This window comes from Pleomorphomonas oryzae DSM 16300 (assembly GCF_000422965.1).
Taxonomy (GTDB): Bacteria; Pseudomonadota; Alphaproteobacteria; order Rhizobiales; family Pleomorphomonadaceae; genus Pleomorphomonas; species Pleomorphomonas oryzae.
In genome coordinates this window covers 62,460-85,908 of sequence record NZ_AUHB01000007.1, presented here as the reverse complement: position 1 = coordinate 85,908, position 23,449 = coordinate 62,460, and the positions used below count along the sequence as shown (strand labels likewise).

Here is a 23,449-nt window from a genome sequence, read left to right as displayed (position 1 = left end):
GCCACGTCAGGCGACGGCGGGTTCGAAGATAACGTCCGGCAGCAGGCCGTCGTGCTCGAATTCGGTGGCCCCGGTCATCAGGATGCGGTTTTCCGCCGTCCAGTCGATGACGAGGTCGCCTCCGGGAAGCGTCACGCGCACCTTGCGGCCGGTACGCCGCGTACGGGCGGCCGAGACGGCAGCCGCGCAGGCGGCCGAGCCGCAGGCGCGCGTCAGCCCGGCGCCGCGTTCCCAAACCTTCAGCGTTAGCGTGTCGGATGATGTGACGTGGGCGAGCGAGATGTTGGCGCGCTCGGGAAAGATCGGATGGTTTTCCAGCATGGGTCCGATGGCGGCAAGGTCGTAAGCCTCGACATCGTCCACCCAGAAAATGGCGTGAGGGTTGCCGATGTTGGCAACCGAAGGCGAATGCAGGATGGGCGCGTCGATCGGCCCGATCTGCAACTCGATGGCGCGGGTATCGGCGAACGGCTCGGCGAGCGGGATGTCGTTCCAGGCAAAGTGCGGTTCGCCCATGTCGACGGTGACAAGGCCGTTGTCAGCCTGGGCAATGCGCAGGATACCGGCGCGCGATTCGACAAAGCAGGGCGAGGGTACTCCCGCCTGGAACAGGCGCGTGCCGACGCAGCGCGTGCCGTTGCCGCAGGCAAAGCTCTCGGAACCATCGATGTTGAAGATCCGCATATAGGCGAGCGTATCTGGTCGGCGTGGGGCGTAGAGAACCATCAACTGATCGAATGGCTCCTGGGCGCCGATGGCGCGGGCGGCGTCGGCCGTCACGGTCTCCGGGCGGCCACGCAGATCGAGCACGACGATCTCGTTGCCGATGCCATTCATCTTGACGTAGGGGATGCTCATCGCCGTTCTCTCAATTCTCTGCCATCATTAGCCGATTGGTGGCGACAGCGGAAGCGGGCCGGTATCGTTCGAAGTCGCACATGCGGCTTCCGGCGCCAAGCGGGCGCCCGCATGAAGTGCGAAAGCCAAGGCGACGGATGTCGCCGCCGGTGACTGAGGCCCGGCACAAATGACCGGTTTTCCTTGACTCGGCGCCGCCTTGCCGCTAATGGCCGTCCATTCTCGTCCTGTTACGACAGCCGAGCCGCCGACCGGGGCACGATCTCGGAGGTCAACATCCGCCAGCGCGTCGCGCCCGCGGATGCTCGCGGCGCTTGGGTTTCGTGGAGGCCGAGGCCATATGAGCGGTCCGACAGACCGTTCGACGAGGACCGCCGATGTTTGAAAGCCTTTCCGATCGCCTTGCCGGCATTTTCGACAAGCTCACCCGTCGCGGTGCGCTGTCGGAGGCCGACGTCGCGGAAGCCATGCGCGAGGTGCGGCGGGCTCTCCTTGAAGCCGACGTGGCGCTCGATGTCGTCAAGTCCTTCATCGACAAGGTGAAGAACCGCGCCGTCGGCGTCGATGTGGTGAAGTCGGTCACGCCAGGCCAGATGGTGGTCAAGATCGTCCACGACCAGCTCGTGGAGATGCTTGGCTCGGACGCTCAGCCGATCGATCTTGAAGCACCGGCGCCGGTGGCCATCCTGATGGTCGGCCTGCAGGGCTCGGGCAAGACGACGACGACAGCCAAGATCGCCCGCCGCCTCACCGAGCGCCAGCGCAAGAAAGTGCTGATGGCCTCGCTGGACACCCGGCGTCCGGCGGCCATGGAGCAGCTGAAGGTTCTCGGTGAGCAGAACGGCATCGATACGCTGCCGATCGTGGCCGGACAGTCGGCGCAGGAAATTGCCGCGCGGGCGCTGACGGCGGCCCGGCTCGGCGGCTTTGACGTGGTGCTGCTCGACACCGCCGGCCGTGTCACCGTCGACGACGCGCTGATGAACGAGGCGGCCGACGTCAAGCGCATCGCCCAGCCGCACGAAGTGCTGCTGGTTGCCGACGCGCTGACCGGCCAGGACGCCGTCAATACGGCGCGCGCCTTCGACAGCCAGATCGGCATTACCGGTATCGTGCTGACGCGTGTCGACGGCGACGGCCGCGGCGGTGCGGCGCTGTCCATGCGCGCCGTCACCGGCAAGCCGATCAAGCTGATGGGCGTTGGCGAAAAGGCCGACGCGCTGGAGGATTTCCATCCGCAGCGGGTGGCCGATCGCATTCTCGGCATGGGCGATATCGTGGCGCTGGTCGAAAAGGCTGCTGCCAATATCGACGCCGAGAAGGCGGCCAAGATGGCCGCCAAGATGGGCAAGGGCGAGTTCGACATGAACGACCTCGCCGATCAGCTCGGACAGATGCAGAAGCTCGGCGGCATGAACGGCATCCTCGGCCTGATGCCCGGCATGGGCAAGATGAAGAACCAGCTGGCCGCTGCCGGCTTTGACGACCACCTTCTGAAGCGCCAGCTCGCCGTCATTCAGTCGATGAACAAGAAGGAGCGAGCCAAGCCCGCCCTTATCGATGCCAAGCGCCGCAAGCGTATTGCCGCCGGTTCCGGTACCGACGTTTCCGACGTCAACAAGGTGCTGAAAATGCACCGGCAGATGGCCGACATGATGAAGGCGATGGGCAAGCAGAAGGGTGGCCTGTTCGGCGGCCTCGGCAAGCTCGGCGCCATGATGGGTGGCGGCATGCCCGATCCTTCGAAGATGGATCCGGCCCAACTGGAAAAGATGGCCCGCGACATGGGCATGGGCGGCGGTCTTGGTGGCAAGGGCGGTCTGCCGCCTGGCTTGCCAAGTGCATTGCCACCCGGCCTCTCCGGTCTGCCCGGCCTTCCGGGAGGTCGTCTGCCAGGATTGCCGGGGCTTCCCGGCTTGCCGAAAGGGCCGAAGAAATGACGACGCTTGATCCAGTGATGGCCGAGCTCCTGGAACTGCGCGGCTCGATCGACAATATCGACGCGGCGTTGGTTCATCTCCTCGCCGAGCGTTTCAAGTGCACGCAAAAGGTCGGCCGGCTCAAAGCCGAGCATAGCCTGCCGCCGGCCGACCCCTCGCGGGAGAAGGTCCAGATCGAACGGTTGAGGGCGTTGGCTGCCGATGCCCGGCTCGATCCGGATTTTGCCGAGAAATTCCTGAACTTCATCATCACGGAAGTGATCAGGCACCACGAGGCGCTTCGCCGCTAGGCGGCGCCTCCCCCACCTTAAGACAAACCAAGCTGGAGTACCCCCAATGTCCCTCAAAATGCGTCTCGCCCGCGGCGGCGCCAAGAAGCGCCCGCACTACTCGATCGTCATCGCGGACGCCCGCTCGCCGCGCGACGGCCGCTTCATCGAGAAGATCGGCACCTTCGATCCGATGCTGGCCGACGACGCCGAGAACCGCGTCGTGCTCGACGCCGATCGCGCCAAGTACTGGCTCGACCAGGGCGCTCAGCCGACCGATCGCGTGCTGCGCTTCCTCGACAAGGCCGGTCTGGCCAACCGTCCGGCTCGCAGCAACCCGAAGAAGGCCGAGCAGGGCGAGAAGGCCAAGGAGCGCGCTGCCGAGCGTGCCGAGAAGGCTGCCGCCGCCGAAGCTCCGACCGAGTGATTTCGGTCTGATATCATCCCATAAGGGACCGTCCCGCCCCGCGGGGCGGTCCTTTTCATTGCCGGAGACCCGCCGTGGCCGAGCCGCAAAAGTCCGTTCTGATCGCCGAGATCGGCGCCGCGCATGGCATCCGTGGCGAGGTGCGCGTCAAGGCGCATACCGCCGATCCCCTGGCAATAGCCGACTACGGGCCTCTGTATGACAACCGGGGCGGCATCTTCCGCGTCAAGTCGCTGCGGCATCTCAAGGACGACATGCTGGTTGTCACCTTCGAGGGGGTAACCGACCGCACCGCGGCCGAAAAGCTCAATCGCACCAAGCTTCATGTCGATCGCTCGGCACTGCCGCCGCCCGACGAGGACGAGTTCTATCATGTCGATCTGATTGGTCTTGCCGTTGAGACGGTGGCTGGGGAAGCGGTCGGGACCGTGACAGAGGTGGTCAACTTCGGGGCCGACGATCTCCTCGACGTGCGGCGCCCAGGTGGTACGTCGGTCTATGTGCCCTTTACCCGCGCCATTGTTCCCACCCTCGATTTTTCCGCCGGCAAGGCCATCATCGCGCCGCCGGAAGGTCTGCTCGAAGAGGGTGGTGAACCGGACGAGGAGGAGACCCCGTGACCGGCTTTGCCGCCGACGTGCTGACGCTCTATCCGGAGATGTTTCCCGGCCCGCTGGGCGTGAGCCTTGCCGGTCGGGCACTCGGCGAAGGCGGCTGGCAGCTCACGGCCACTCAGATCCGCGACTTCGCGGAAGGCCGACACCGCAACGTCGACGATACGCCGGCCGGTGGCGGCCCCGGCATGGTGATGCGCGCCGACGTGCTGGCGCGCGCCATCGATGCGGTGTCACCACCGGACGATTCTCGGCCGCGCCTTCTGATGACGCCGCGCGGAGCTCCGCTCAAGCAGGCACGCGTGCGCGAACTCGCCGCCGGTCCAGGTGTGGTGATCATCTGTGGCCGCTTCGAGGGCGTCGACGAGCGGGTGATCAGCCGTCGGCGGCTCGAAGAGGTGTCGATTGGCGATTACGTGCTTTCCGGCGGCGAGGTCGCGGCCATCGTGCTTCTCGACGCGGTCGTGCGTCTGCTGCCGGGCGTGATGGGCAACGACCTTTCCGGTCTCGCCGAGAGCTTCGAGGAAGGCCTTCTCGAGCATGCCCAATACACCCGGCCGCCGGTATTCGAGGACGAGGTTATCCCCCCGGTGCTGCTGTCCGGCGACCACGCGAAAGTGGACGCCTGGCGCCGCGCCGACGCCGAGCAGGTGACGGCGGAGCGACGGCCTGACCTCTGGGCGGTACATCGCGCGACCAAAGGCCGGAAATGATGGCTTTTGGGCAAAGAATCTGGGCGGAAGTGGTCGACAAACCTGTCGGCCTCGTGTAGGAACCCCGCCCATAGTTGATTGACGTAACGCCCCTTCGTTCGCTGTGACGATGTTTCGGGCGCTCTGGTCGGCTCAGGAAAAAGAAGGAATCCAAAGATGAGCAAGATCATCCAGGAGCTCGAGGCCGAGCAGATGGCCGTGGTCAAGGCCCAGCGCGAGCTGCCCCTGTTCTCCCCCGGCGATACCGTTCGCGTCAACGTGAAGGTCACGGAAGGTACCCGTACCCGCGTGCAGGCCTACGAAGGCGTCTGCATCGCCCGCAAGGGTGGTGGCCTCAACGAGAGCTTCACCGTTCGCAAGATTTCTTACGGCGAGGGCGTCGAGCGCGTCTTCCCGGTCTACTCGCCGATGATCGATTCGCTCGAGGTGGTGCGCCGCGGTAAGGTGCGCCGGGCCAAGCTCTACTATCTGCGCGATCTGCGCGGCAAGGCGGCCCGTATCTTCGAGGCGACCAATGCCCGCGCCCGCAAGCTCAACGACGCTGCCAAGGCCGACAAGTGAGCTCAGCCCACGGCTGATTGATCGTTCCGGGCCCGCGCGCTTTGCACGCGGGCCTTTTCGCATCCGGAGATCCCGAAAGCCCATGAGACAGGTCAAGATCGCCACCTGGAACATCAATTCCGTCCGCATGCGCCGCCTCATCGTCGAGCGGCTGCTCAATGAGGCGGAGCCCGACGTGCTGTTCCTGCAGGAAACCAAGTGCCAGGACGGCCAGTTTCCGGCTGCCGATTTCCGCAAGCTCGGCTATGAGCACATTGCGCTGAATGGTGGCCGTGGTGGTTACCACGGCGTGGCCATCGTGTCGCGTCTGCCGCTCGGTGACGTCCAGGTTCGCGAGTTCTGCGAAAAGGTGGGTGATCCCCGTCACATCTCCGCGGTGATCGGCGAGGGAAACTCCGCCTTTCGGGTCCATAATTTCTATGTTCCGGCGGGTGGCGACGAACCGGACATCGACATCAACCCGAAGTTCGATCACAAGCTGCGATTCCTCGACGAGATGAAGGACTTCCTGCCGACGGCGACGGATGGTCTGCCAGACGTGGTGGTGGGCGACCTCAATGTTGCTCCCCACGAACACGACGTCTGGTCGCACAAGGCGCTTCTCAAGATCGTCAGCCACACGCCGATCGAATGCGAAAAGCTCGAGGCAGTCCGGGCAGCGGTTGGCTATGTCGATATTGCCCGACGGTTCGTACCACTCGAGGAGAAGCTCTATTCCTGGTGGAGTTATCGCGCCAAGGATTGGCGCGCGGCCGACAAGGGCCGACGGCTCGATCATATCTGGGCTCATCCCGATATGGCCGAACGCGTGAGCGACTTCCGGATTCTAAAGGATGCGCGCGATTGGGATCGTCCATCCGATCATGCGCCGGTAATGGTCAATATCGAGGTCTGATCGGGACTATTTGCCGAGCCGGTCGAGGCGATCACGCACCGTCATCAGCCGCGAGGTGGTGTCGCGGACGTTTGCCGACAGGCGGCGGTGCAGGCCAGCGGCAATTTCTGGAAACTCGTCCAGCATGCGGCGGAACAGCGGCCGGCGGATGAGAATGGTCTCGACCCGGCCACGTGCCACCGCAGTCATCGTCCGCTCGCCGTCGACGATCAGTGCGAGACCGCCGAGAAGCGCGCCGCGGCCTACCACCTCGGCTGCAGTTTCGGCATCCCCCGGCGGAAACAGCGCGACTTCGCCCGAAGACACCACATGGGCGCAATCGGCCCGATCGCCAGCCGAATAGAGGCGCTGCCCGTCCCGGAAATCGCGATTCTCGGACGAGAAGGCGAGCAGGCGCAGCTTGTCCTCCGTGAAATCGGAGAGCATGGACACCGTGCCGAGCAGCTTGATATCGGACTCGAGACTCATGGAAGGCCTGGCGCGGGCGGGTCAAATAAAGCGACGGAACCTGTCAATCACGTGCCGCCCACACGGCACGCGACGCAGATTCCCTAGCATGCCGCTCGCAGAAGGTTAACCGCCCAATCCCCAGCCCGCTGGCGCAGGCTGGGTTTTCCACCCCGAAGGGTCTGGGCGTCAGGGCACCAGCTTGTAGCCACCGCCCTCGGTTATCAGGAGCTGGGCGTTGGCCGGGTCCTTTTCGATCTTCTGGCGCAGCCGGTAGATGTGCGTCTCGAGCGTATGGGTAGTGATGCCGGCGTTGTAGCCCCAGACTTCGTGCAGCAAGACGTCACGGGTGATCACCTTGTCGCCGGCACGATAAAGGAACTTCAGAATTGAAGTTTCCTTTTCGGTCAGGCGAATCTTGCCGCCCTTGCTATCGACCAGAAGCTTGGCCGAGGGGCGGAAGGTGTAGGGCCCGATGGTGAACACGGCCTCTTCCGACTGCTCATGCTGGCGCAACTGGGCGCGCACACGGGCGAGAAGAACAGCGAACTTGAAGGGCTTGGCGACGTAATCGTTGGCGCCGGCCTCAAGGCCCAGGATCTGGTCGCTGTCGGTGTCATGGCCGGTCAGCATGATGACCGGCGCAGCGAACCCGCCCTTTCGGAGGATTTTGACCGCTTCACGACCATCCATGTCGGGTAGGCCAACATCCATCAGCACCAGGTCGACGTGAGCCGTGCGCGCTAGCTGCATGCCCTTGGTCGCGGTTTCCGCCTCGATCGGCTCGAATTCGTCGAACAACGAAAGCTGTTCGAGCAGCGCTTCACGAAGGTCCGGGTCGTCGTCGACGATCAGAATTTTTCGAGCGGTCATGTCATCCCCGTCAAAGACGATCGCCTCCGGTGGCCCGCCTCTCGTCTTCGAGGTGCATCGCGCCGGCTTGGCGATTCATCCGATCTCTGCCAGATTATCACGGCGGGCCGGATACTTCACAAAATTATACCGTCTGTCGGTCCTTCGCGACCATCTGTCAAGCAAGGCGGAAAATATGCACGGCAAGTTGAAACCGAAGCGGTCTGCGGTCACGCTCCTTCACGTTCGCGTGAGGTCGGACCGCGCCTCGTCTGGGCGCTTCATCGGTGCAGGGGTAGATCTGGCGGCCGCCATTGGCCGATCGGGGCTGACGGCCCGGAAACGCGAGGGCGACGGAGCAAGTCCGCGCGGTCAATTTCGCATCGTCGGCGGCTTTTACCGACCGGATCGCTTCAGGGTGCGGCCGCGCGCCGGCGTGCCGCTGCTTCCGCTCCGGCCGGACGATGGTTGGTGCGATGATCCCAGCGACCGGAACTACAATCGACCGGTTCGCCGCCCCTATCCGGGAAGTCATGAGGCGATGTGGCGCAACGATCACGCCTATGACGTGGTGATGGTCTTGGATTTCAATCTGAGGCCCCGCGTTCGAGGCAGCGGCAGCGCCATCTTCTTTCATGTCGCGCAGGCCGACTTCCGACCGACCGCCGGTTGTCTTGCGCTGAGCCGCGCCGACATGTTGAGGCTGCTGCCACGACTATCCACGCGGACATCGATCGCTTTCGGTTAGCGGCCCGCCTCTCAGATCGGCTCACCGGCAACAAGGCGGGGCGATGGTCCCGGCGCGCCGGCCGCGGCATTGGCAAAAATGCGTTTCATCGGCGGCAATCGATCGACGAGGCCGAGGCCGAAGTCGCGGACCAGCCGCAAGGCCGCAAAGTCGTTGGAAAACAGCCGGTTCAGTCCATCGGTCATTGCGGCCATGCGCAGCGTGTCGAAACCGCGCCAGCGCTGATAGTCATCGAGTATGTCGACGGTGCCGGGGTCACGACCGGCCCGCAAGGCCAAGGCCACGACTTCGGCCAATGCCGCCACGTCCTTGAAGCCAAGATTCAGCCCCTGACCGGCTATCGGATGAATGGCGTGCGCTGCGTCACCGATCAGCGCCAGCCGATCGGCGGTGAAGCGCCGAGCGAGCGTCAAGCCGAGCGGAAAAGCTTGCCGCCGGCCAACGACGCGCAGTTCGCCAAGGCGGTGACCGATACGGCGAACCAACTCGGCATCGAACAGGAAGGGAGCGCCGGCAACCAGACGCTCGGCGATGTCAGTTCGTTCGCTCCAGACCAGAGACGAGCGGGTGCCGCCCTTGAGCGGCAGGACCGCGAAGGGGCCGGCCGGCAGGAAGTGTTCCTCGGCGCGTCCTTCGTGGGGCCGGTCGTGCTCGATGGTGGCGACGATGCCCGACTGACCATAGCTCCAGGAATTGATGCCAATGCCGGCTTCGGCGCGCAGGCGGGAGCGGGCACCATCGGCGGCCACCACCAGCGAAGCGATGAGCGTCTTGCCAGAGGTCAGCGTAACGCGGCGGCCGCCTGAGGCCGGTTCGGTCGCCAGAACGCTGTCCGGCGTCAGGAATCGGACCCCGGCCGTCTCGGCCGCGGCGCCGAGCGCAGCAACCAGTGGGCCGTTCGGCAGCATATGGGCGAGGGGTTCGCCATCGTCCTGCCGTTCGAAAGTCAGGAAAACCGGCCGGATCAGATCGTCGAGGCGAGAATCGGTGACGATCATCTCGCGGACCGGTTCGGCCTCGTCGACGAGTTTGTCCCAGATGCCGAGCGCAGCCAGCATACGACGACCGGCCGCAGCGACGGCGAAAGCGCGCAGATCGCCCGATGCGTCGCGCCAAGGACGCGGGTCGGCCAACGCCACCCGGGCGCCGGGTACCGAGGCAGCGATCGCCAGGGCTGCCGAAAGACCGACATAACCGCCACCGGCGACCAGCACGTCCACCTTGTCGACTGTTTCGGTCATCTCGTTTTCCCTTTGTTTTGGCCTGATGACCAGACCAGCATAGTAGGATTGCGGATCATGGCCAAGCAAAGGTGGTGACTTTGTGTGCGGCTTCAAACGGATTGGCCAGCGATGGCGCTCCATACGGGCAATTACTGCCCATCAATTAGGCAAGCGCAGGCCTACTCCCTGATTTCAGGATGAGCACATTCGGATTTTTGCCGGGGAATTGGTCATAGAGGCTCGCCGGGGCGCCGACAAAACCGGCGAAAACAAGGCGTTTGGTTAAGGGAAAGCAGAATCTGCCGCGTCAACGGTCGGCTTGGCACAAAGATTGATTCTATTGAGGGCATCGAGTTCCACGACGGGGCGCATCGCGGGGGTGCGCGTTCGGTCCGAGGGACCAATCGATGGAAGGAACCCCATGAAAATCGTCATGGCCATTATCAAGCCCTTCAAGCTGGACGAGGTACGCGATGCGCTGAACGCCCTCGGCGTGCACGGGCTCACGGTGACGGAAGTCAAGGGTTATGGCCGCCAGAAGGGCCATACCGAAATCTATCGCGGCGCCGAATATGCCGTCAGCTTCCTGCCCAAGCTGAAGGTCGAGGTGGCAGTCGCCACCGATCAGGTCGACAAGGTCGTCGAAGCCATTTCGTCGGCTGCCAAGACCGGCCAGATCGGCGACGGCAAGATCTTCGTGACTTCCATCGAACACGCCGTCCGCATTCGCACCGGCGAGACCGACGGCGAAGCGCTCTGACCCATTTGGGAGGCCCGGTCGGGCTTCCGAGGCACGCCGCCTTCGCTCTTGTCTTGAGGCACGACCGTCGGGCGGAAAGTCGATAACCGATCCAAGAGGATTTTGATGAAATATCTCAAGCCACTTCTCGCGGCTGCGCCGGTACTGGCGCTTTCGGCCGCCGCGGCTTTTGCCCAGGACGCCGCTGTGGCGCCTGCGGCGGCGGCTGCTCCGGTTCCCACCGCCGATCCCGGTCACACCGCTTGGATGCTGGTGTCCACCGTTCTGGTCGTCATGATGACGGTGCCGGCGCTGGCGCTGTTCTACGGCGGTCTCGTGCGTTCCAAGAACGTGCTGTCGATCCTGATGCAATGCCTCGTCGGCTTTGCCGTGATGGCCATTTTGTGGATTACCTACGGCTACTCCATCGCCTTCACCATGCCGGGCACACCGACCAGCCTGTCGCCGTTCATCGGTACGCTCGACAAGGTCATGCTGGCCGGCATCACGCCCGCCTCGGTTTCGGGTTCCATTCCAGAAATCGTCTTCGTGGCCTTCCAGATGACCTTCGCCTGCATCACGCCGGCGCTGATCATCGGTGCCTCGGCCGAGCGCGTTAAGTTTTCGGCGATCATCTTCTTCCTGATCCTGTGGTTCACCTTCGCCTACCTGCCGATGGCTCACATGGTCTGGGGTGGCGCCGGCTCCTATCTCGGTAGCACCTGGGGCGCCCTCGACTTCGCCGGTGGCACCGTGGTGCACATCAACGCCGGTATCGCTGGTCTCGTCATCGCCATCATGGGTGGCAAGCGTATCGGCCTCGGCCGCGACAACTTCGCCCCGCACAACCTCGTGCTGACCTATATTGGCGCCATGCTGCTGTGGGTCGGTTGGTTCGGCTTCAACGCCGGCTCCGAACTTGCCGCTGACGGCGTCGCCGGCTTCGCGCTTGTCAACACCATCGTTGCCACCGCTGCGGCCGGTATCGCCTGGCCGTTCGCCGAGTGGCTGACCCGCGGTCATGCCTCGCTTCTGGGCGGCGCCTCGGGTGTGGTCGCCGGTCTCGTCGCCGTTACCCCGGCTTGCGGCACCGCCGGCCCGTTCGGCGCGATCATCATTGGTCTTGCCGCCGGTGCGATCTGCTTCTGGGCCGCAACCTGGGTCAAGTCCAAGTTCGGCTATGACGATGCGCTCGATGTGTTCGGTGTGCATGGCGTCGGTGGTATCGTCGGTGCCATCCTGACCGGCGTGTTCGCCAATCCGTCGCTCGGTGGCATCTATGCCAGCTACCCCGGCTTCGGTACCCAGGTCACCGCGCAGATCGTCGCTGTCATCGTCTGCATCGTGGTCTCTGGCGTCGTGTCGGTAATTGCTCTCACCATCGTCAAGGCGATTGTCGGTCTCAGAGTCACCGAGACGGCCGAGCGCGAGGGTCTGGACGTCACCACCCACGGCGAGCGCGCCTACAACTGAGCCTCACCACCTCGAGGACATTGGCGGGCGGATTCCGAAAGGGGTCCGCCCGTCGGCTTTTAGGGTTAGATTATTGAAGGGGCTCATCCTTTGGGCGCAATCGCCACGGAAGTTCGCGGATAGGATGGCTTTCGCCCTATTTCCCTCTTGGCGCATGCGTTCGTCACGCTATGGTCGTACTATCGACCGGAGGCGATCCGCCACCGCCTGCAATCGCGAGACAGACTATAAAGAGGTGCCCCATGAAGATCGTGATGGCCATCATCAAGCCCTTCAAGCTCGACGAGGTTCGAGACGCCTTGACCTCGCTCGGTGTTCATGGCCTGACGGTCACCGAGGTCAAGGGCTACGGTCGCCAGAAAGGCCACACCGAAATCTATCGCGGCGCTGAATATGCCGTCAGCTTTCTACCCAAGCTGAAGATCGAGGTGGCAGTGCCGGCCGTCGAAGCCGAAAAGGTAGTGGAAACCATCGCGGCGGCGGCCAAAACCGGCCAGATCGGCGACGGCAAGATTTTCGTTTATTCCATCGAGCGAGCCTTGCGCATTCGCACCGGCGAGCAGGATGAAGAAGCACTCTGAGGCGAGGACGACGGCAAGGTTAAAGCGCGTTTAACCATGGATGCCTAGAGTGGCCGGCAGAATGAAAAGGTCCGGCCGCTCTTGGGTGGTGGGCCGAATCACCCGTTGCCCGAGCTCTGGTGTTCATGTCGTCCAGTGTGCCGCTTCCTCTTTCTCCTTTTCAGCGTCTCGGCCGGCTGATTGCCGGCGTCGAGCCGGGCTGTTCGCCGATCGATGTGTCGGTGGGCGAACCGCGTCATGCGGTGCCGGATTTCGTCGGCCCGGTGCTATCCGGCGCCCTGGCCGATTTCGTCCGCTACCCGCCAATCAAAGGCACGCCCGCCTTCCGCGCTGCCGTTGCCGGCTGGGCGGAGCGGCGATTTGGGCTTGCCGATGGCACGATCGATCGCGATGACGGCGTGCTGCCGCTCAATGGGTCGCGTGAGGGTTTATTTCACGCAACGCTGACCGCCGTTCGGCTTGCCGGGACGAGCAAGGGACCGCGTCCGGCCATCCTGCTGCCCAACCCGTTTTACGCCGTCTATGCCGCCGCCGCTGAGGCGGCCGGCGCCGAACCGGTGCTGGTCGCCGCCGGTCAGGAAGACGGTTTTCTCCCGCGTTTCGAAAGGCTGCCGGCCGATCTGCTTGCCCGCACGGTTGCTGCCTTTCATGCCAGCCCGGCCAATCCGCAGGGGGCGGTGGCCGATCGCGCGAGGCTCGAGGGCCTTGTCCGGTTGGCCCGCGATTACGGTTTCCTGCTGTTTTCCGATGAATGTTATTCGGAGATCTGGCGCGGTCGGGCGCCGGACGGTGTGTTGTCCGCCGCGCTCGATGCCGGAGGAAATCTCTTGGGCGTCATCGCCTTCAACTCGCTGTCCAAGCGCTCCAACCTTGCCGGCGCTCGATGCGGTTTCGCCATCGGCGATCCCGCCTTCCTGAAGGCCTGGGCGGCCCTGCGCAACGTCACGGCGCCGCAGGTGCCGATGCCAATCCAGGCAGTGGCCGTCGCCGCACTGGCCGACGAGGCGCATGTCATTGAAAATCGTCGTCTCTACGATCTGAAATATGACGTCGCTCAGCAGATTCTCGGCGACCGATTCCCCGATCTCGTGCCGCCCGGTGGCTTCTTTCTATGGCTCGATGTCGGTCGCTGGGGCGGTGGTGAAGATGTGGCGGCTCGGCTCTGGAAAGAGAAGGGCGTCAAAGTGGTGCCCGGCGGTTATCTGTCGGCCACCGATGCCAATGGTATCAATCCGGGCCGCGATTTCATTCGAATCGCTATGGTCGAAAGCCTTGAGACGAGTCGCGAGGCGCTGAGCCGTCTCTCGGAGGTTCTGTCATGAGAGCAGAGATGAGAACCAGTCCCCGCCTTCGCGAGGCCGGCAACCGGCTCGATGGGCCTTACGAGCCACGTCCTGTCAATGCGCGCCGTGCTGCCAATCTGAAGGACCTCGACCAGCGGATGCGGCGTGCGGCGCCGACCCGCGAGGACCGCATGCGGCAGGCGATGCTGCGCAATATAGCCGGTGCCTCCGGTTTGCTGTTGATCGCCGGCGTTGCAGCCCTGTCAGCGGCGCTTGCCACCTGGTCGGTCGACGATCCGAGCTGGAGCCATATCGCCGACGGGCCGACCCGCAACGTCATGGGCTCGGTCGGTGCGGTAACCGCCGACCTGATCATGCAGCTCATCGGCCTCAACGCCGCGCTGTTCCTGGCGCCGGTGGTGATCTGGGGCTGGCAGCTGACCATCGGTCGCATCCCGCATGTGGCCCGGAACAGGCTGATCGGTTGGCTGATCGGCACGCTGATTGGTGCCGCCTTCATGGCGGCGCTGCCTCCCACCACCGGTTGGCCGCTGCCGACCGGCCTGGGCGGTGCGATCGGCGACCTCGTGCTGCAACTGCCGGCCGCTTTCAACAATGGGGTGCTGACCGACACGCTACGCCTTGTCGTGCTGATCATCACGGGCCCCCTGGCGCTCGCCGCCATGATTTATGCCTCTGGTGTGCCTGGTCACCGCATCGGCACCAAGGCGCCTGCCGTCATTGATGATGAGGACGATGACGAGGATGAGGAAGGACGCGAAAGCCGGCTGGGCGCTCTCATTGGCGTTGCCGGCCACTGGTGGCTGACGCTGCGCGCAAGTCTGGCCCGCCGCCTGTTCCGTCGTCCCGCCTTCGCCTACCCAGGCGAGGAATATGAGGACGAGGACGACTATGAGCCACCGGTGACCCGTAGAGCCGAACCGACGCTCGCCGCCCGGTCGCGCCCGGTCGCGCAGCCTGTCGAGGACGATGAAGACGACTATGAGCCGCCGATTGCCGAACGGCGCGGTGGCCGGGTGGAGCCGTCTTTCTCTCCGGCGGAACGGTCGCGCGCCGCAGTGGCCCCGGAACCGGTCCTGGACGATGAGGACGACGAGGATTCGCCGCCATTCGCCATGGACGACCGTCTATCCGACTATGACGAGACGGAGTTGATCGCACCACCGCAGCCGGTCGCCGTGGCGCCGGCACCGCGTACCTATGAGGCCCGCCCAACCCCGCTTCGCGGCCCCGCTTCGAAAATCGGCAAGCCCGCAGCCCAGCCGGAAAAGCCCTCGGCACGCGTCAAAGCGCCGGCGCCGCCGATGCAGCCCGGCAAGCGTGCCAAGGGCGGCACGCAATTGTCGTTGCTCGACGAGAGCCGTTTCGAGTTCCCGGCCATGGATCTGCTCGCCGAGCCCAAGGGCGGCAATGGTGTCCAGTATACGCCCGACAGTCTCGAACAAAATGCCGGGCTGCTGGAGGGTGTGCTTGAGGACTTCGGCATCAAGGGCGAAATCTTCAACGTTCGTCCAGGTCCCGTGGTCACGCTTTACGAACTGGAGCCGGCGCCCGGTATCAAGTCGTCCCGTGTCATCGGCCTTGCCGACGACATCGCCCGCTCAATGAGCGCGGTCGCCGCCCGCGTGGCCGTCATCCCCGGCAAAAATGCCATTGGCATCGAGCTGCCCAACCAGCGGCGCGAGATGGTCTATCTGCGCGAGCTGATCGCCAGCCAGGATTTCGAGAAGTTCAAGGGCCGGCTGGCGTTGGCGCTCGGCAAGACCATCGGCGGGGAACCGGTCATCATCGACCTCGCCCGCACGCCACACATGCTGGTGGCCGGCACCACCGGCTCGGGCAAGTCGGTGTCGATCAACACCATGATCCTCAGCCTTCTCTACCGGATGACGCCGGAGGAATGCCGGCTGATCATGATCGATCCGAAGATGCTGGAACTGTCGGTCTACGACGGCATTCCTCACCTTCTGACGCCGGTGGTCACCGATCCGCGCAAGGCGGTGGTGGCGCTCAAGTGGACGGTCCGCGAGATGGAGGACCGCTACAAGAAGATGTCCAAGGTCGGCGTGCGCAACATCGAGGGCTTCAACGCCCGCGTGGCGCAAGCGATCGAACGCGGCGAGAGCATCAATCGCACCGTTCAGACCGGCTTCGACAAGGAAACCGGCGAGCCGATCTTCGAAACCGAAGAGATGGAGCTCAAGCCGCTGCCGTTCATCGTCGTCATCATCGACGAAATGGCCGACTTGATGATGGTGGCCGGCAAGGAAATCGAAGGGGCGGTACAGCGCCTCGCGCAGATGGCGCGCGCTGCCGGCATTCACGTCATCATGGCGACGCAGCGTCCGTCGGTGGACGTCATTACCGGTACCATCAAGGCCAACTTCCCGACGCGCATTTCCTTCCAGGTGACGTCGAAGATCGACAGCCGGACCATCCTCGGCGAGCAGGGGGCCGAACAACTGCTGGGGCAGGGCGACATGCTCTACATGCAGGGCGGCGGCCGCATCCAGCGCGTGCACGGTCCGTTCGTCTCCGATGGCGAGGTGGAAGCGATCGTCGCCCATCTCAAGACCCAGGGAACGCCCGACTATCTCGATGCCATCACGGCGGACGATGAGGAAGAAAGCGGCGGCGGCGACGCCGCTCCACTCGATGAGAATGCCGATCTCTACGATCAGGCAGTGGCGCTGGTGCTACGCGATAAGCGCGCCACCACGAGCTATATCCAGCGTCGGCTTGGCATCGGCTACAATCGGGCCGCCTCGCTCATCGAGCGAATGGAAAAGGAAGGGCTGGTCGGCCCGCCCAACCATGCCGGCAAGCGCGAAATCCTGATGCGCGCCGAGGAAGATTGACGGCGGCGCTGATGAACGAGACAAAGGGCGTCTTCCTCAAGCGGGAAGGCGCCCTTTTTCATACCAGCGGTGATGCCGATGGACCGTATTCTGATTTCCGCCTGCCTGCTTGGCCGGCCTGTTCGCTACGACGGCAATGGCAAGCGGCTTGACGATCCGCGCCTTGACCGCTGGCAGGCCGAAGGGCGGCTGGTGCCGGTCTGCCCCGAACTGCTGGGTGAGCTTTCCGTGCCTCGGCCGGCCGCGGAAATCGCCGGCGGCTCCGGCGCCGACGTACTGGCCGGACGGGCGCGCGTGGTGACTGCCACAGGCGAGGATGTGACGGCCGCCTTCATTGCCGGCGCCAAGGCGGCGCTCGATCTTGCCCGTCGCAGCGGCTGCGCTCACGCCCTTCTCATCGACCGTAGCCCGTCATGCGGCAGTGTCCAAATCTACGACGGCACTTTTTCTGGGCGACGGCTGGTCGGAGCCGGCGTCACCGCCGCACTTCTCGCCGCGCATGGCATCGGCGTCTACGCCGACCACGAGATCGATCGTCTTGCGGCGGCGATCGGAAGCGAAGCGTAGCGGGAACCCGACATGGGGTGAGGGCGTTGTTTCTTGTGCCGGCCGTCCGGTCGGAACGAACTTTCTGATGGAGCCCCCCCATGGCAGACAGCATCCTCGTTCTCGGCGCCACCGGCACCATCGGCCAGTTGGTCGTTTCCGAACTGGTGGCGAAAGGCGAAACCGTGAAGGCGGCCGCGCTGGACGGGCAGACGCATCCCAATGCCGAGGTGTTGCGGTTCGATTTCCGCGATCCCACAAGTATCGCGCCGCTGTTCGAAGGGGTCGATCGCGTCTTCGTTCTGATGCCATCGGCGCCGCTCGACGTCATCGCCGCGCTGATGCCGGTGATGCGGCATGTGGTCGACCGCAAAATCAAGGCCGTGCTCCTGTCCACCATCGCCGCCGACGCGTCGGAGGACAATCCCTATCGCCGTCTCGAACAGGTCCTGGAGAACTCCGGTCTTCCTTTCGTCATCCTCCGGGCCAATTGGTTCGCCGACAATTTCCGAACAGTCTGGAAGGACGACGTGAACAAGGGCGAACTGGCGCTGCCGACCGACGAGGGGCTGATCAGCTTCGTCGATGGTCGTGATGTGGCGGCGGCGGCCGCCATCGCGCTGATCAGTTCCGACTTCGATGGGCAAACCCTGGTGCTCACCGGCCCCGCGGCCCTTCCGTTGTCGCGCGCCGCAGAAGTGATGAGTCATGTCACGGGTCGTCGAGTCACCTTCCGGCCGATCGCCGCTGCCGATTATGAGGCCCGGCTTGCCGCTGAAGGCGTGCCGGAGCAGCAGATTGCCGAGCGGATTGCCGAGTTCGACACCATCCGGGACGGCAAGGCATCGATCGTCAGCCCAGCCGTCGAGAAGATGACCGGCCGGCCGCCTCGCTTCTTTGAAGCCTTCGTCAAGGATCACGCGACCGACTTTGTCGGCGCCTGATTTTCTTGCTCAATTTATCCGACCCTGCCGTGGCCGGACGGAAAACGCCGGCTGCGATGCTCCAAAGCATTGACCCTAGGGACCGTTTCTGATGATGGTCATGCCGTGAGTTTTTCGCGCGGCCGCGTGCCCTTGCGCCGCCGACCCGCGACTGGCGTGGATCAGAGCAGAAGACGAGACGATGGCGACCGAGCGATATAATGCGCGCGAAGCGGAAACGCGCTGGCAGAGGGCCTGGAACGAGGCCCGGGTGTTCGAGACGAAGAACGACGATCCGCGTCCCAAATATTACGTTCTAGAGATGTTTCCGTATCCGTCCGGCCGCATTCACATAGGGCACGTGCGGAACTACACCATGGGCGACGTGGTCGCCCGCTACAAGCGCGCCAAGGGCTTCAATGTCCTGCATCCGATGGGCTGGGACGCCTTCGGCATGCCAGCCGAAAACGCGGCGATGAAGGGCCACGTCCATCCGAAGACGTGGACCTATGAAAATATCGCGGCGATGCGCGGCCAGCTGAAGAGCATAGGCCTGTCGCTCGACTGGAGCCGCGAGTTCGCCACTTGTGACGAGGATTACTACACGCAGCAGCAGAAGCTGTTTCTGGATTTCATGAAGGCCGGCCTCGTCGACCGAAAGAAATCCAAGGTCAATTGGGACCCGGTCGACATGACCGTGCTCGCCAACGAGCAGGTGATCGACGGCCGCGGCTGGCGCTCCGGCGCGCTGGTCGAGCAGCGCGAGCTGACCCAGTGGTTCCTGAAGATCTCCGATTACTCCGACGAACTGCTGTCCGCCCTCGATTCGCTCGATCGCTGGCCGGAAAAGGTTCGGACCATGCAGAAGAACTGGATCGGCCGGTCGGAAGGCCTGCGGGTTCGTTTCGAGATCGACGGACCGGCGGTTGCTGCCGAGCCGACCATCGAGGTGTTCACCACGCGTCCGGACACCTTGTTCGGCATGAGCTTCCTGGCGTTGTCCGCCGACCATCCGGTTTCCAAGGCGCTGGCCGATAAGGATCCCGCAGTTGCCGCCTTCTGTGAGGAGTGCCGGCGCATCGGTACCTCGGCGGCAGCGCTCGAAACAGCCGAGAAGAAGGGACTGGCTACCGGTCTTTCGGTGAAGCACCCGTTCAACGGCAAGAGCTACCCGGTCTATATCGCCAATTTCGTGCTGATGGATTACGGCACCGGCGCCATCTTCGGCTGCCCGGCCCACGACCAGCGCGACCTTGATTTTGCCCGCAAATACGGCCTCACCGTCACGCCGGTGGTGCTGCCGGAAGGCGTCGATCCCGCCGCCTTTGCGGTAGGCGACGTTGCCTATACCGACGACGGCAAGCTGTTCAATTCCGACTTTCTCGACGGCATGGACGTGGAGGCTGCCAAGGATCTCGTGGCGAGCAAACTCGAGTCCACGATGCTTCACGGCGCGCTGGCGGCCAAGCGGCAGGTGAACTATCGCCTGCGGGACTGGGGCATCTCGCGCCAGCGCTACTGGGGCTGTCCGATCCCGGTCATCCACTGCGAGAGCTGTGGCGTGGTGCCGGTGCCAGCCAAGGATCTGCCGGTGCGCTTGCCTGAGGATGTCGAGTTCGACCGTCCCGGCAATCCGCTCGACCGCCATCCGACCTTCACCAAGTGCGTCTGTCCCGAGTGCGGCAAGCCGGCTCGGCGCGAGACCGACACCATGGACACCTTCGTCGACTCGTCCTGGTATTACAGCCGCTTCACCGAGCCGCGCGCCCAGACGCCGACCGTGCCGGACGTTGTCAATGCCTGGCTGCCGGTCGACCAGTACATCGGCGGCATCGAGCACGCCATTCTGCATCTTCTCTATTCGCGCTTCTTCACCCGCGCGATGAAAAAGTGCGGCCACGTCGGCTTCGACGAGCCGTTCCGCGGCCTGTTCACCCAGGGCATGGTGGTTCACGAGACCTATCAGTCGGAAAGCGGCGAATGGCTGTCGCCGGCCGACGTCGAGGTCATCGAGGAGGCCGGCGCGCGCAAGGCGCGGCTGCTTTCTTCCGGTGCGCCGGTCAAGATCGGCCCGATCGAGAAGATGTCGAAGTCGAAAAAGAACATCGTCGATCCGACTGACATCATCGACAGCTTCGGCGCCGATACCGCCCGCTGGTTCATGCTGTCCGACAGTCCGCCGGAGCGTGACGTCGAGTGGACAGAGGCTGGTGCTCAGGGTACCGCGCGCTTCTTGCAACGCGTCTGGCGTATCGTCTCGGAAGCCTCCGAACTGGTTCCGACGGCCGACCGTGCCGAGGGTGGCGACAAGCTCGCGCTTTCTCTGCGCAAGGCGGCCCACAAGGCGCTGGCCGCCGTCGAAGAGAATCTTGAGGGATTGCGCTTCAACGTGGCGCTGGCCAAGATCTATGAACTGGTCAATGCGCTTGCTACGGCGCTCACCAATGACAAGACGCTGCTGGCTGCCGACGGCGTCGCCACTGCCGCGCTGATCGAGGCGACCGGCCTGCTCGTCCGCATGATGGCGCCGATGACGCCGCATCTTGCCGAAGAGAGCTGGGCGGCGCTTGGCCACGACGGCTTGGTTGCGCTCGCCGATTGGCCGACGGTCGACCGCGCGCTGCTCGTCGAGGACGAGGTGACCATGCCGGTGCAGGTCAACGGCAAGAAGCGCGCCGACGTTACTGTGGCACGTACCGCCTCGCCCGCCGAGGTGGAGGCCGAGGTGTTGGAGCTCGAAGCCGTGATCAAGGCGCTCGACGGCAAGAGTCCGAAGAAGATCATCGTCGTCGCCCAGAGGATCGTCAATGTGGTCGTCTGATCTCTTCCGCCGCAGCGCGCTGCTGCTCGCGGTCGTCAGCCTTGTCGCCGCTTGCCAGGTGCGGCCCGTCTACGCGCCGGTTGGCTCGTCGGCGATGGGCGACAATCCGGCAATGATCACCGAGCTCGCCTCGATCGCGGTCGAGGCGCAGACCGATCGTATACCGCAGGCTCTGATGAACGAGCTGATCTTCCAGCTGCGCGGCGGTAGCGCGTTGGTGACACCGAAATATCGCCTGCATCTCATCCTGACGACGCGGGTTTCGGACCTCGCCATTCGGGCCAGCGAAGATATTGCCGTGGCCAAGCTGGTATCCCTGACAACGACCTACACGTTGACCGAAATTGCCACCGGCCAGGTCATCACGTCGGACAACGTCTACACCACCTCTTCCTTCGACGTGACCTCGCAGCGCTATGCCAACGTTCGCGCCGAACGGGATGCCGAGGAGCGGGCGGCTCGTGCTGCGGCGGCCGATATTCGCCTGCGTCTTTCTTCGGCGCTGATCGGCAAGAAGAAGGCTTGAGACGATGGTGGCCGCGCGCGCCCAGGAGGCCGATCGCCTCGTTGCGCGGCCGCCGCAGGACGTGGCTTTCTATCTGGTCTACGGGCCGGATACCGGCCTTGTTTCCGAACGGGCCAAAACGATCGCCGCGGCCTTCTCCGATCCCGGTGATCCCTTTGCCTTGGTCCGCATCGAGGCATCCGAACTGACGGCCAATCCGACGCGGCTCGCCGACGAGGCATACGCGGTGTCGATGTTTTCAAGTCGGCGGGCGATTCTTCTCAGGGACGGAGGCGGTCGCGCGGATCTCGCTAACCGCTTCCGCGCGCTGTTCAAGGAACCGCCGCCTGATACGGCCGTCATCGTCGAGGCGGGCGATCTCAAGAAATCCAATCCGCTTCGCGTGCTTTTCGAGCAGGAAAGCCGGGCCTATGCCATCCCCTGCTTTGTCGATGATGAACGGTCGGTCGGTGCGCTGGTCGATGAGGAAGTGAAGGCCGCCGGTCTTTCCATCGCACCGGAGGCGCGGGCGCTTCTGGTGTCGCTTCTCGGCGGCGACCGGCTGATGACGCGTGGTGAGATTCAGAAGCTTTGCCTGCATGCCCATGGCAGGGGTGCCATCACGTCTGCCGACGTCGAGGTGCTGATCGGAGACAGCTCGACCTTCGCGATCGATGAAGTGATCGATGCTGCTGCTGGCGGAGCTTTGGCAGTGCTGGTCGAAGGCTTGGCCAAGGCGCGGTCCGAAGGCGTCGACGCCGGTCAGATCGCCGGCGCGGCGCTTCGGCATTTCATGCTGCTCGACGAGCTGCGCGCCGCTGTCGACGCCGGCGTGTCTCCGGGCGATGCGGTCAATGGCGCGCGGCCACCGGTGTTCTTCAAGCGGAAAGGCAAGGTTGAGGTGGCGCTTGGCCTTTGGCCGCCCGCCCGGCTCGCCAGGGCGATTGTCGTGCTGGGCGAAGCCGCGCGCGACGCGCGCCTCAATCAGGCGCTCGCCGCCGATATTGTTGGCGAAACGCTTTTGACGCTGGCCCGTGCCGCCGATCAGGCGGCTGGCCGTCGCCGCCGATAACGGTTCAAACCGGGCCGATATCCCCGAAAGCATTCAGCACGCGCGCATATTGCGGCCGCCGATGCAGCGGGGCGACCGACGGCAGTTCGGCGAGCGGCCGCCAGCGCCACTCGAGAAACTCCGGCGGCTCGTCGGTGTGGGCGGCCATGACCGTAATTTCGTCGTCGCTGCCGGTAAAGCGGAAGGCGGCCCAGCGCTGACGTTGACCGCGGAAGGGATGGAGCTTGTGGATTCTGGCGCCGCGAACGGGGAAATCGTAGCTCCACCAGTCATCGGTCACGGCGATCAGCTTTGCGCTGGTGACGCCGGTCTCTTCCCAGAGTTCGCGGCGCGCGGCGGCGACGATATCTTCACCGGCGTCGATGCCCCCCTGTGGTAGCGCCCAGTCGGCGCCGTCGGAGAAAATCTCCGGATCGGGCCAGCCGAACGGGTTAGCGTAGGCTCTGCCGGCAAATACCAGTCCTTCGGCGTTGAACAGGCAGATGCCGACGTTCGGTCGGTAGGGCAGGTCGGGCGAGAGAGGGTCGCGCTCCGCCGGGGCCGGCGGCGCGAGGGCGGCAGGCAGGCGAGCGGTCATGCCGGCACCGCCAGATCGGCGAAGGCGACCGCGAGCTTCTCATAAATCGGCTGCTTGAAGGCGACGACGAGGCTTGGCACCTCCGCGAGCGGCTTCCAGGCCCAGCGGGAGAACTCGGCCGGATGGGCGCCGCCGCCCGGCTTCAGGATATCAATTTCACTATCATCGCCGAGAAAGCGAAAAGCGAACCACTTCTGTGTCTGGCCGCGCCATTTCCGCTGAAAGCGGCCCGTGGCGAGCGCGTCGGGAATGTCGTAGCGGTACCACTCCGGTGCCTCGCCCAAGAGTTCGACCGAGCGGACCGACGTCTCCTCCCAGAGTTCACGGCGCGCTGCATCGAACGGGGTTTCACCGTCGTCGATGCCGCCCTGAGGCATCTGCCAGGGGGCAGCGTCCGGTGCGCCTTCGAGGTCGGCACGGTGGCCGACGAAAACAAGGCCGGCGCGGTTGATCAACACGGCCCCTGCACAGGGGCGGTAGGGAAGATCGGCTCGGGAAGTCAT

22 protein-coding genes and 3 pseudogenes are annotated in these 23,449 nt (G+C 64.3%); 19 read left to right on the top strand and 6 right to left on the bottom strand.

Going from position 1 to position 23,449, the window contains the following annotated elements:
• Nucleotides 1-6: 6 nt before the first annotated feature.
• On the bottom strand, nucleotides 7-858 hold the full coding sequence (dapF, locus tag G522_RS0113200) for a diaminopimelate epimerase (RefSeq protein ID WP_026791453.1): 852 nt from the start codon (nucleotides 856-858) through the stop codon (nucleotides 7-9).
• A 377-nt stretch (nucleotides 859-1,235) separates the two neighbouring features.
• Between dapF and ffh the strand changes: the two genes are divergently transcribed.
• The 7 genes and pseudogenes from ffh (at nucleotide 1,236) to G522_RS0113165 (ending at nucleotide 6,277) form a co-directional block, all read left to right on the top strand.
• Nucleotides 1,236-2,798, top strand: a complete 1,563-nt coding sequence (gene ffh, locus G522_RS0113195; RefSeq protein WP_026791452.1) for a signal recognition particle protein — start codon at nucleotides 1,236-1,238, stop codon at nucleotides 2,796-2,798.
• Nucleotides 2,795-3,088, top strand: coding sequence for a chorismate mutase (locus G522_RS0113190; protein ID WP_026791451.1), 294 nt, complete (start codon nucleotides 2,795-2,797; stop codon nucleotides 3,086-3,088). Before ffh ends, G522_RS0113190 begins: the two co-directional genes overlap by 4 nt.
• Before the next feature lie 46 nt (nucleotides 3,089-3,134).
• Nucleotides 3,135-3,494: a 30S ribosomal protein S16 gene (gene rpsP, locus G522_RS0113185; protein WP_026791450.1), complete on the top strand. Its 360-nt coding sequence runs from the start codon at nucleotides 3,135-3,137 to the stop codon at nucleotides 3,492-3,494.
• A gap of 74 nt (nucleotides 3,495-3,568) precedes the next feature.
• The gene (rimM, locus tag G522_RS0113180) at nucleotides 3,569-4,114 is read left to right on the top strand and encodes a ribosome maturation factor RimM (RefSeq protein ID WP_026791449.1); all 546 of its coding nucleotides are present in this window, start codon (nucleotides 3,569-3,571) and stop codon (nucleotides 4,112-4,114) included.
• Nucleotides 4,111-4,821, top strand: a complete 711-nt coding sequence (gene trmD, locus G522_RS0113175; protein ID WP_026791448.1) for a tRNA (guanosine(37)-N1)-methyltransferase TrmD — start codon at nucleotides 4,111-4,113, stop codon at nucleotides 4,819-4,821. Before rimM ends, trmD begins: the two co-directional genes overlap by 4 nt.
• Nucleotides 4,822-4,977: 156 nt before the next feature.
• Nucleotides 4,978-5,373 (top strand): annotated as a pseudogene (gene rplS / locus G522_RS26725) (50S ribosomal protein L19); the annotation flags it as partial.
• 91 nt (nucleotides 5,374-5,464) lie between these two features.
• Nucleotides 5,465-6,277: an exodeoxyribonuclease III gene (locus tag G522_RS0113165; protein ID WP_026791447.1), complete on the top strand. Its 813-nt coding sequence runs from the start codon at nucleotides 5,465-5,467 to the stop codon at nucleotides 6,275-6,277.
• A gap of 6 nt (nucleotides 6,278-6,283) precedes the next feature.
• Here G522_RS0113165 and G522_RS0113160 read toward each other — a convergent pair whose 3' ends face one another.
• Together G522_RS0113160 and G522_RS0113155 are read right to left on the bottom strand one after the other, a co-directional pair.
• Nucleotides 6,284-6,745 carry a Crp/Fnr family transcriptional regulator gene (locus G522_RS0113160; RefSeq protein WP_026791446.1) on the bottom strand — a complete coding sequence of 154 codons (462 nt, stop codon included), beginning with the start codon at nucleotides 6,743-6,745 and terminating at the stop codon, nucleotides 6,284-6,286.
• A 168-nt stretch (nucleotides 6,746-6,913) separates the two neighbouring features.
• The gene (locus tag G522_RS0113155) at nucleotides 6,914-7,597 is read right to left on the bottom strand and encodes a response regulator transcription factor (protein ID WP_026791445.1); all 684 of its coding nucleotides are present in this window, start codon (nucleotides 7,595-7,597) and stop codon (nucleotides 6,914-6,916) included.
• Nucleotides 7,598-7,772: 175 nt separating this feature from the next.
• Here G522_RS0113155 and G522_RS0113150 point away from each other — a divergent pair, with 175 nt between their 5' ends.
• Nucleotides 7,773-8,324 (top strand): L,D-transpeptidase family protein, encoded by a 552-nt coding sequence (locus tag G522_RS0113150; protein ID WP_036839236.1) that lies wholly within the window; start codon nucleotides 7,773-7,775, stop codon nucleotides 8,322-8,324.
• An 11-nt stretch (nucleotides 8,325-8,335) separates the two neighbouring features.
• Here the strand turns inward: G522_RS0113150 and G522_RS0113145 are convergent, their stop codons facing one another.
• Entirely contained in the window at nucleotides 8,336-9,565 is a 1,230-nt protein-coding gene (locus G522_RS0113145; RefSeq protein ID WP_026791443.1) for a ubiquinone biosynthesis hydroxylase, read from the bottom strand.
• Nucleotides 9,566-9,968: 403 nt separating this feature from the next.
• Here G522_RS0113145 and G522_RS0113140 point away from each other — a divergent pair, with 403 nt between their 5' ends.
• The 11 genes and pseudogenes from G522_RS0113140 (at nucleotide 9,969) to holA (ending at nucleotide 22,369) form a co-directional block, all read left to right on the top strand.
• On the top strand, nucleotides 9,969-10,307 hold the full coding sequence (locus G522_RS0113140; protein ID WP_026791442.1) for a P-II family nitrogen regulator: 339 nt from the start codon (nucleotides 9,969-9,971) through the stop codon (nucleotides 10,305-10,307).
• A 105-nt stretch (nucleotides 10,308-10,412) separates the two neighbouring features.
• The gene (locus G522_RS0113135) at nucleotides 10,413-11,759 is read left to right on the top strand and encodes an ammonium transporter (RefSeq protein ID WP_026791441.1); all 1,347 of its coding nucleotides are present in this window, start codon (nucleotides 10,413-10,415) and stop codon (nucleotides 11,757-11,759) included.
• 242 nt (nucleotides 11,760-12,001) lie between these two features.
• Nucleotides 12,002-12,340 (top strand): P-II family nitrogen regulator, encoded by a 339-nt coding sequence (locus G522_RS0113130; RefSeq protein ID WP_026791440.1) that lies wholly within the window; start codon nucleotides 12,002-12,004, stop codon nucleotides 12,338-12,340.
• 125 nt (nucleotides 12,341-12,465) lie between these two features.
• The gene (locus G522_RS0113125; RefSeq protein ID WP_026791439.1) at nucleotides 12,466-13,662 is read left to right on the top strand and encodes an aminotransferase class I/II-fold pyridoxal phosphate-dependent enzyme; all 1,197 of its coding nucleotides are present in this window, start codon (nucleotides 12,466-12,468) and stop codon (nucleotides 13,660-13,662) included.
• Nucleotides 13,659-14,273: pseudogene (locus tag G522_RS30780) on the top strand (DNA translocase FtsK 4TM domain-containing protein); the annotation flags it as partial. The gene G522_RS0113125 and the pseudogene G522_RS30780, both read left to right, overlap by 4 nt.
• Nucleotides 14,274-15,074: 801 nt before the next feature.
• Nucleotides 15,075-16,502 (top strand): annotated as a pseudogene (locus tag G522_RS30775) (DNA translocase FtsK); the annotation flags it as partial.
• Nucleotides 16,503-16,580: 78 nt separating this feature from the next.
• Nucleotides 16,581-17,069: a 2-thiouracil desulfurase family protein gene (locus G522_RS0113115; protein ID WP_026791438.1), complete on the top strand. Its 489-nt coding sequence runs from the start codon at nucleotides 16,581-16,583 to the stop codon at nucleotides 17,067-17,069.
• Between the two features lie 80 nt (nucleotides 17,070-17,149).
• Nucleotides 17,150-17,992: an NmrA family NAD(P)-binding protein gene (locus G522_RS0113110; RefSeq protein WP_026791437.1), complete on the top strand. Its 843-nt coding sequence runs from the start codon at nucleotides 17,150-17,152 to the stop codon at nucleotides 17,990-17,992.
• 181 nt (nucleotides 17,993-18,173) lie between these two features.
• Nucleotides 18,174-20,792, top strand: coding sequence for a leucine--tRNA ligase (gene leuS, locus G522_RS0113105; protein WP_026791436.1), 2,619 nt, complete (start codon nucleotides 18,174-18,176; stop codon nucleotides 20,790-20,792).
• Nucleotides 20,779-21,318 carry an LPS assembly lipoprotein LptE gene (gene lptE / locus G522_RS0113100; protein WP_026791435.1) on the top strand — a complete coding sequence of 180 codons (540 nt, stop codon included), beginning with the start codon at nucleotides 20,779-20,781 and terminating at the stop codon, nucleotides 21,316-21,318. Before leuS ends, lptE begins: the two co-directional genes overlap by 14 nt.
• Before the next feature lie 4 nt (nucleotides 21,319-21,322).
• The gene (gene holA / locus G522_RS0113095) at nucleotides 21,323-22,369 is read left to right on the top strand and encodes a DNA polymerase III subunit delta (RefSeq protein WP_026791434.1); all 1,047 of its coding nucleotides are present in this window, start codon (nucleotides 21,323-21,325) and stop codon (nucleotides 22,367-22,369) included.
• A gap of 4 nt (nucleotides 22,370-22,373) precedes the next feature.
• Here holA and G522_RS26715 read toward each other — a convergent pair whose 3' ends face one another.
• Together G522_RS26715 and G522_RS0113085 are read right to left on the bottom strand one after the other, a co-directional pair.
• The gene (locus tag G522_RS26715; protein ID WP_051228601.1) at nucleotides 22,374-22,946 is read right to left on the bottom strand and encodes an RNA pyrophosphohydrolase; all 573 of its coding nucleotides are present in this window, start codon (nucleotides 22,944-22,946) and stop codon (nucleotides 22,374-22,376) included.
• Nucleotides 22,943-23,449, bottom strand: coding sequence for an RNA pyrophosphohydrolase (locus G522_RS0113085; RefSeq protein ID WP_026791433.1), 507 nt, complete (start codon nucleotides 23,447-23,449; stop codon nucleotides 22,943-22,945). The genes G522_RS26715 and G522_RS0113085 overlap by 4 nt, the downstream gene beginning before the upstream one ends.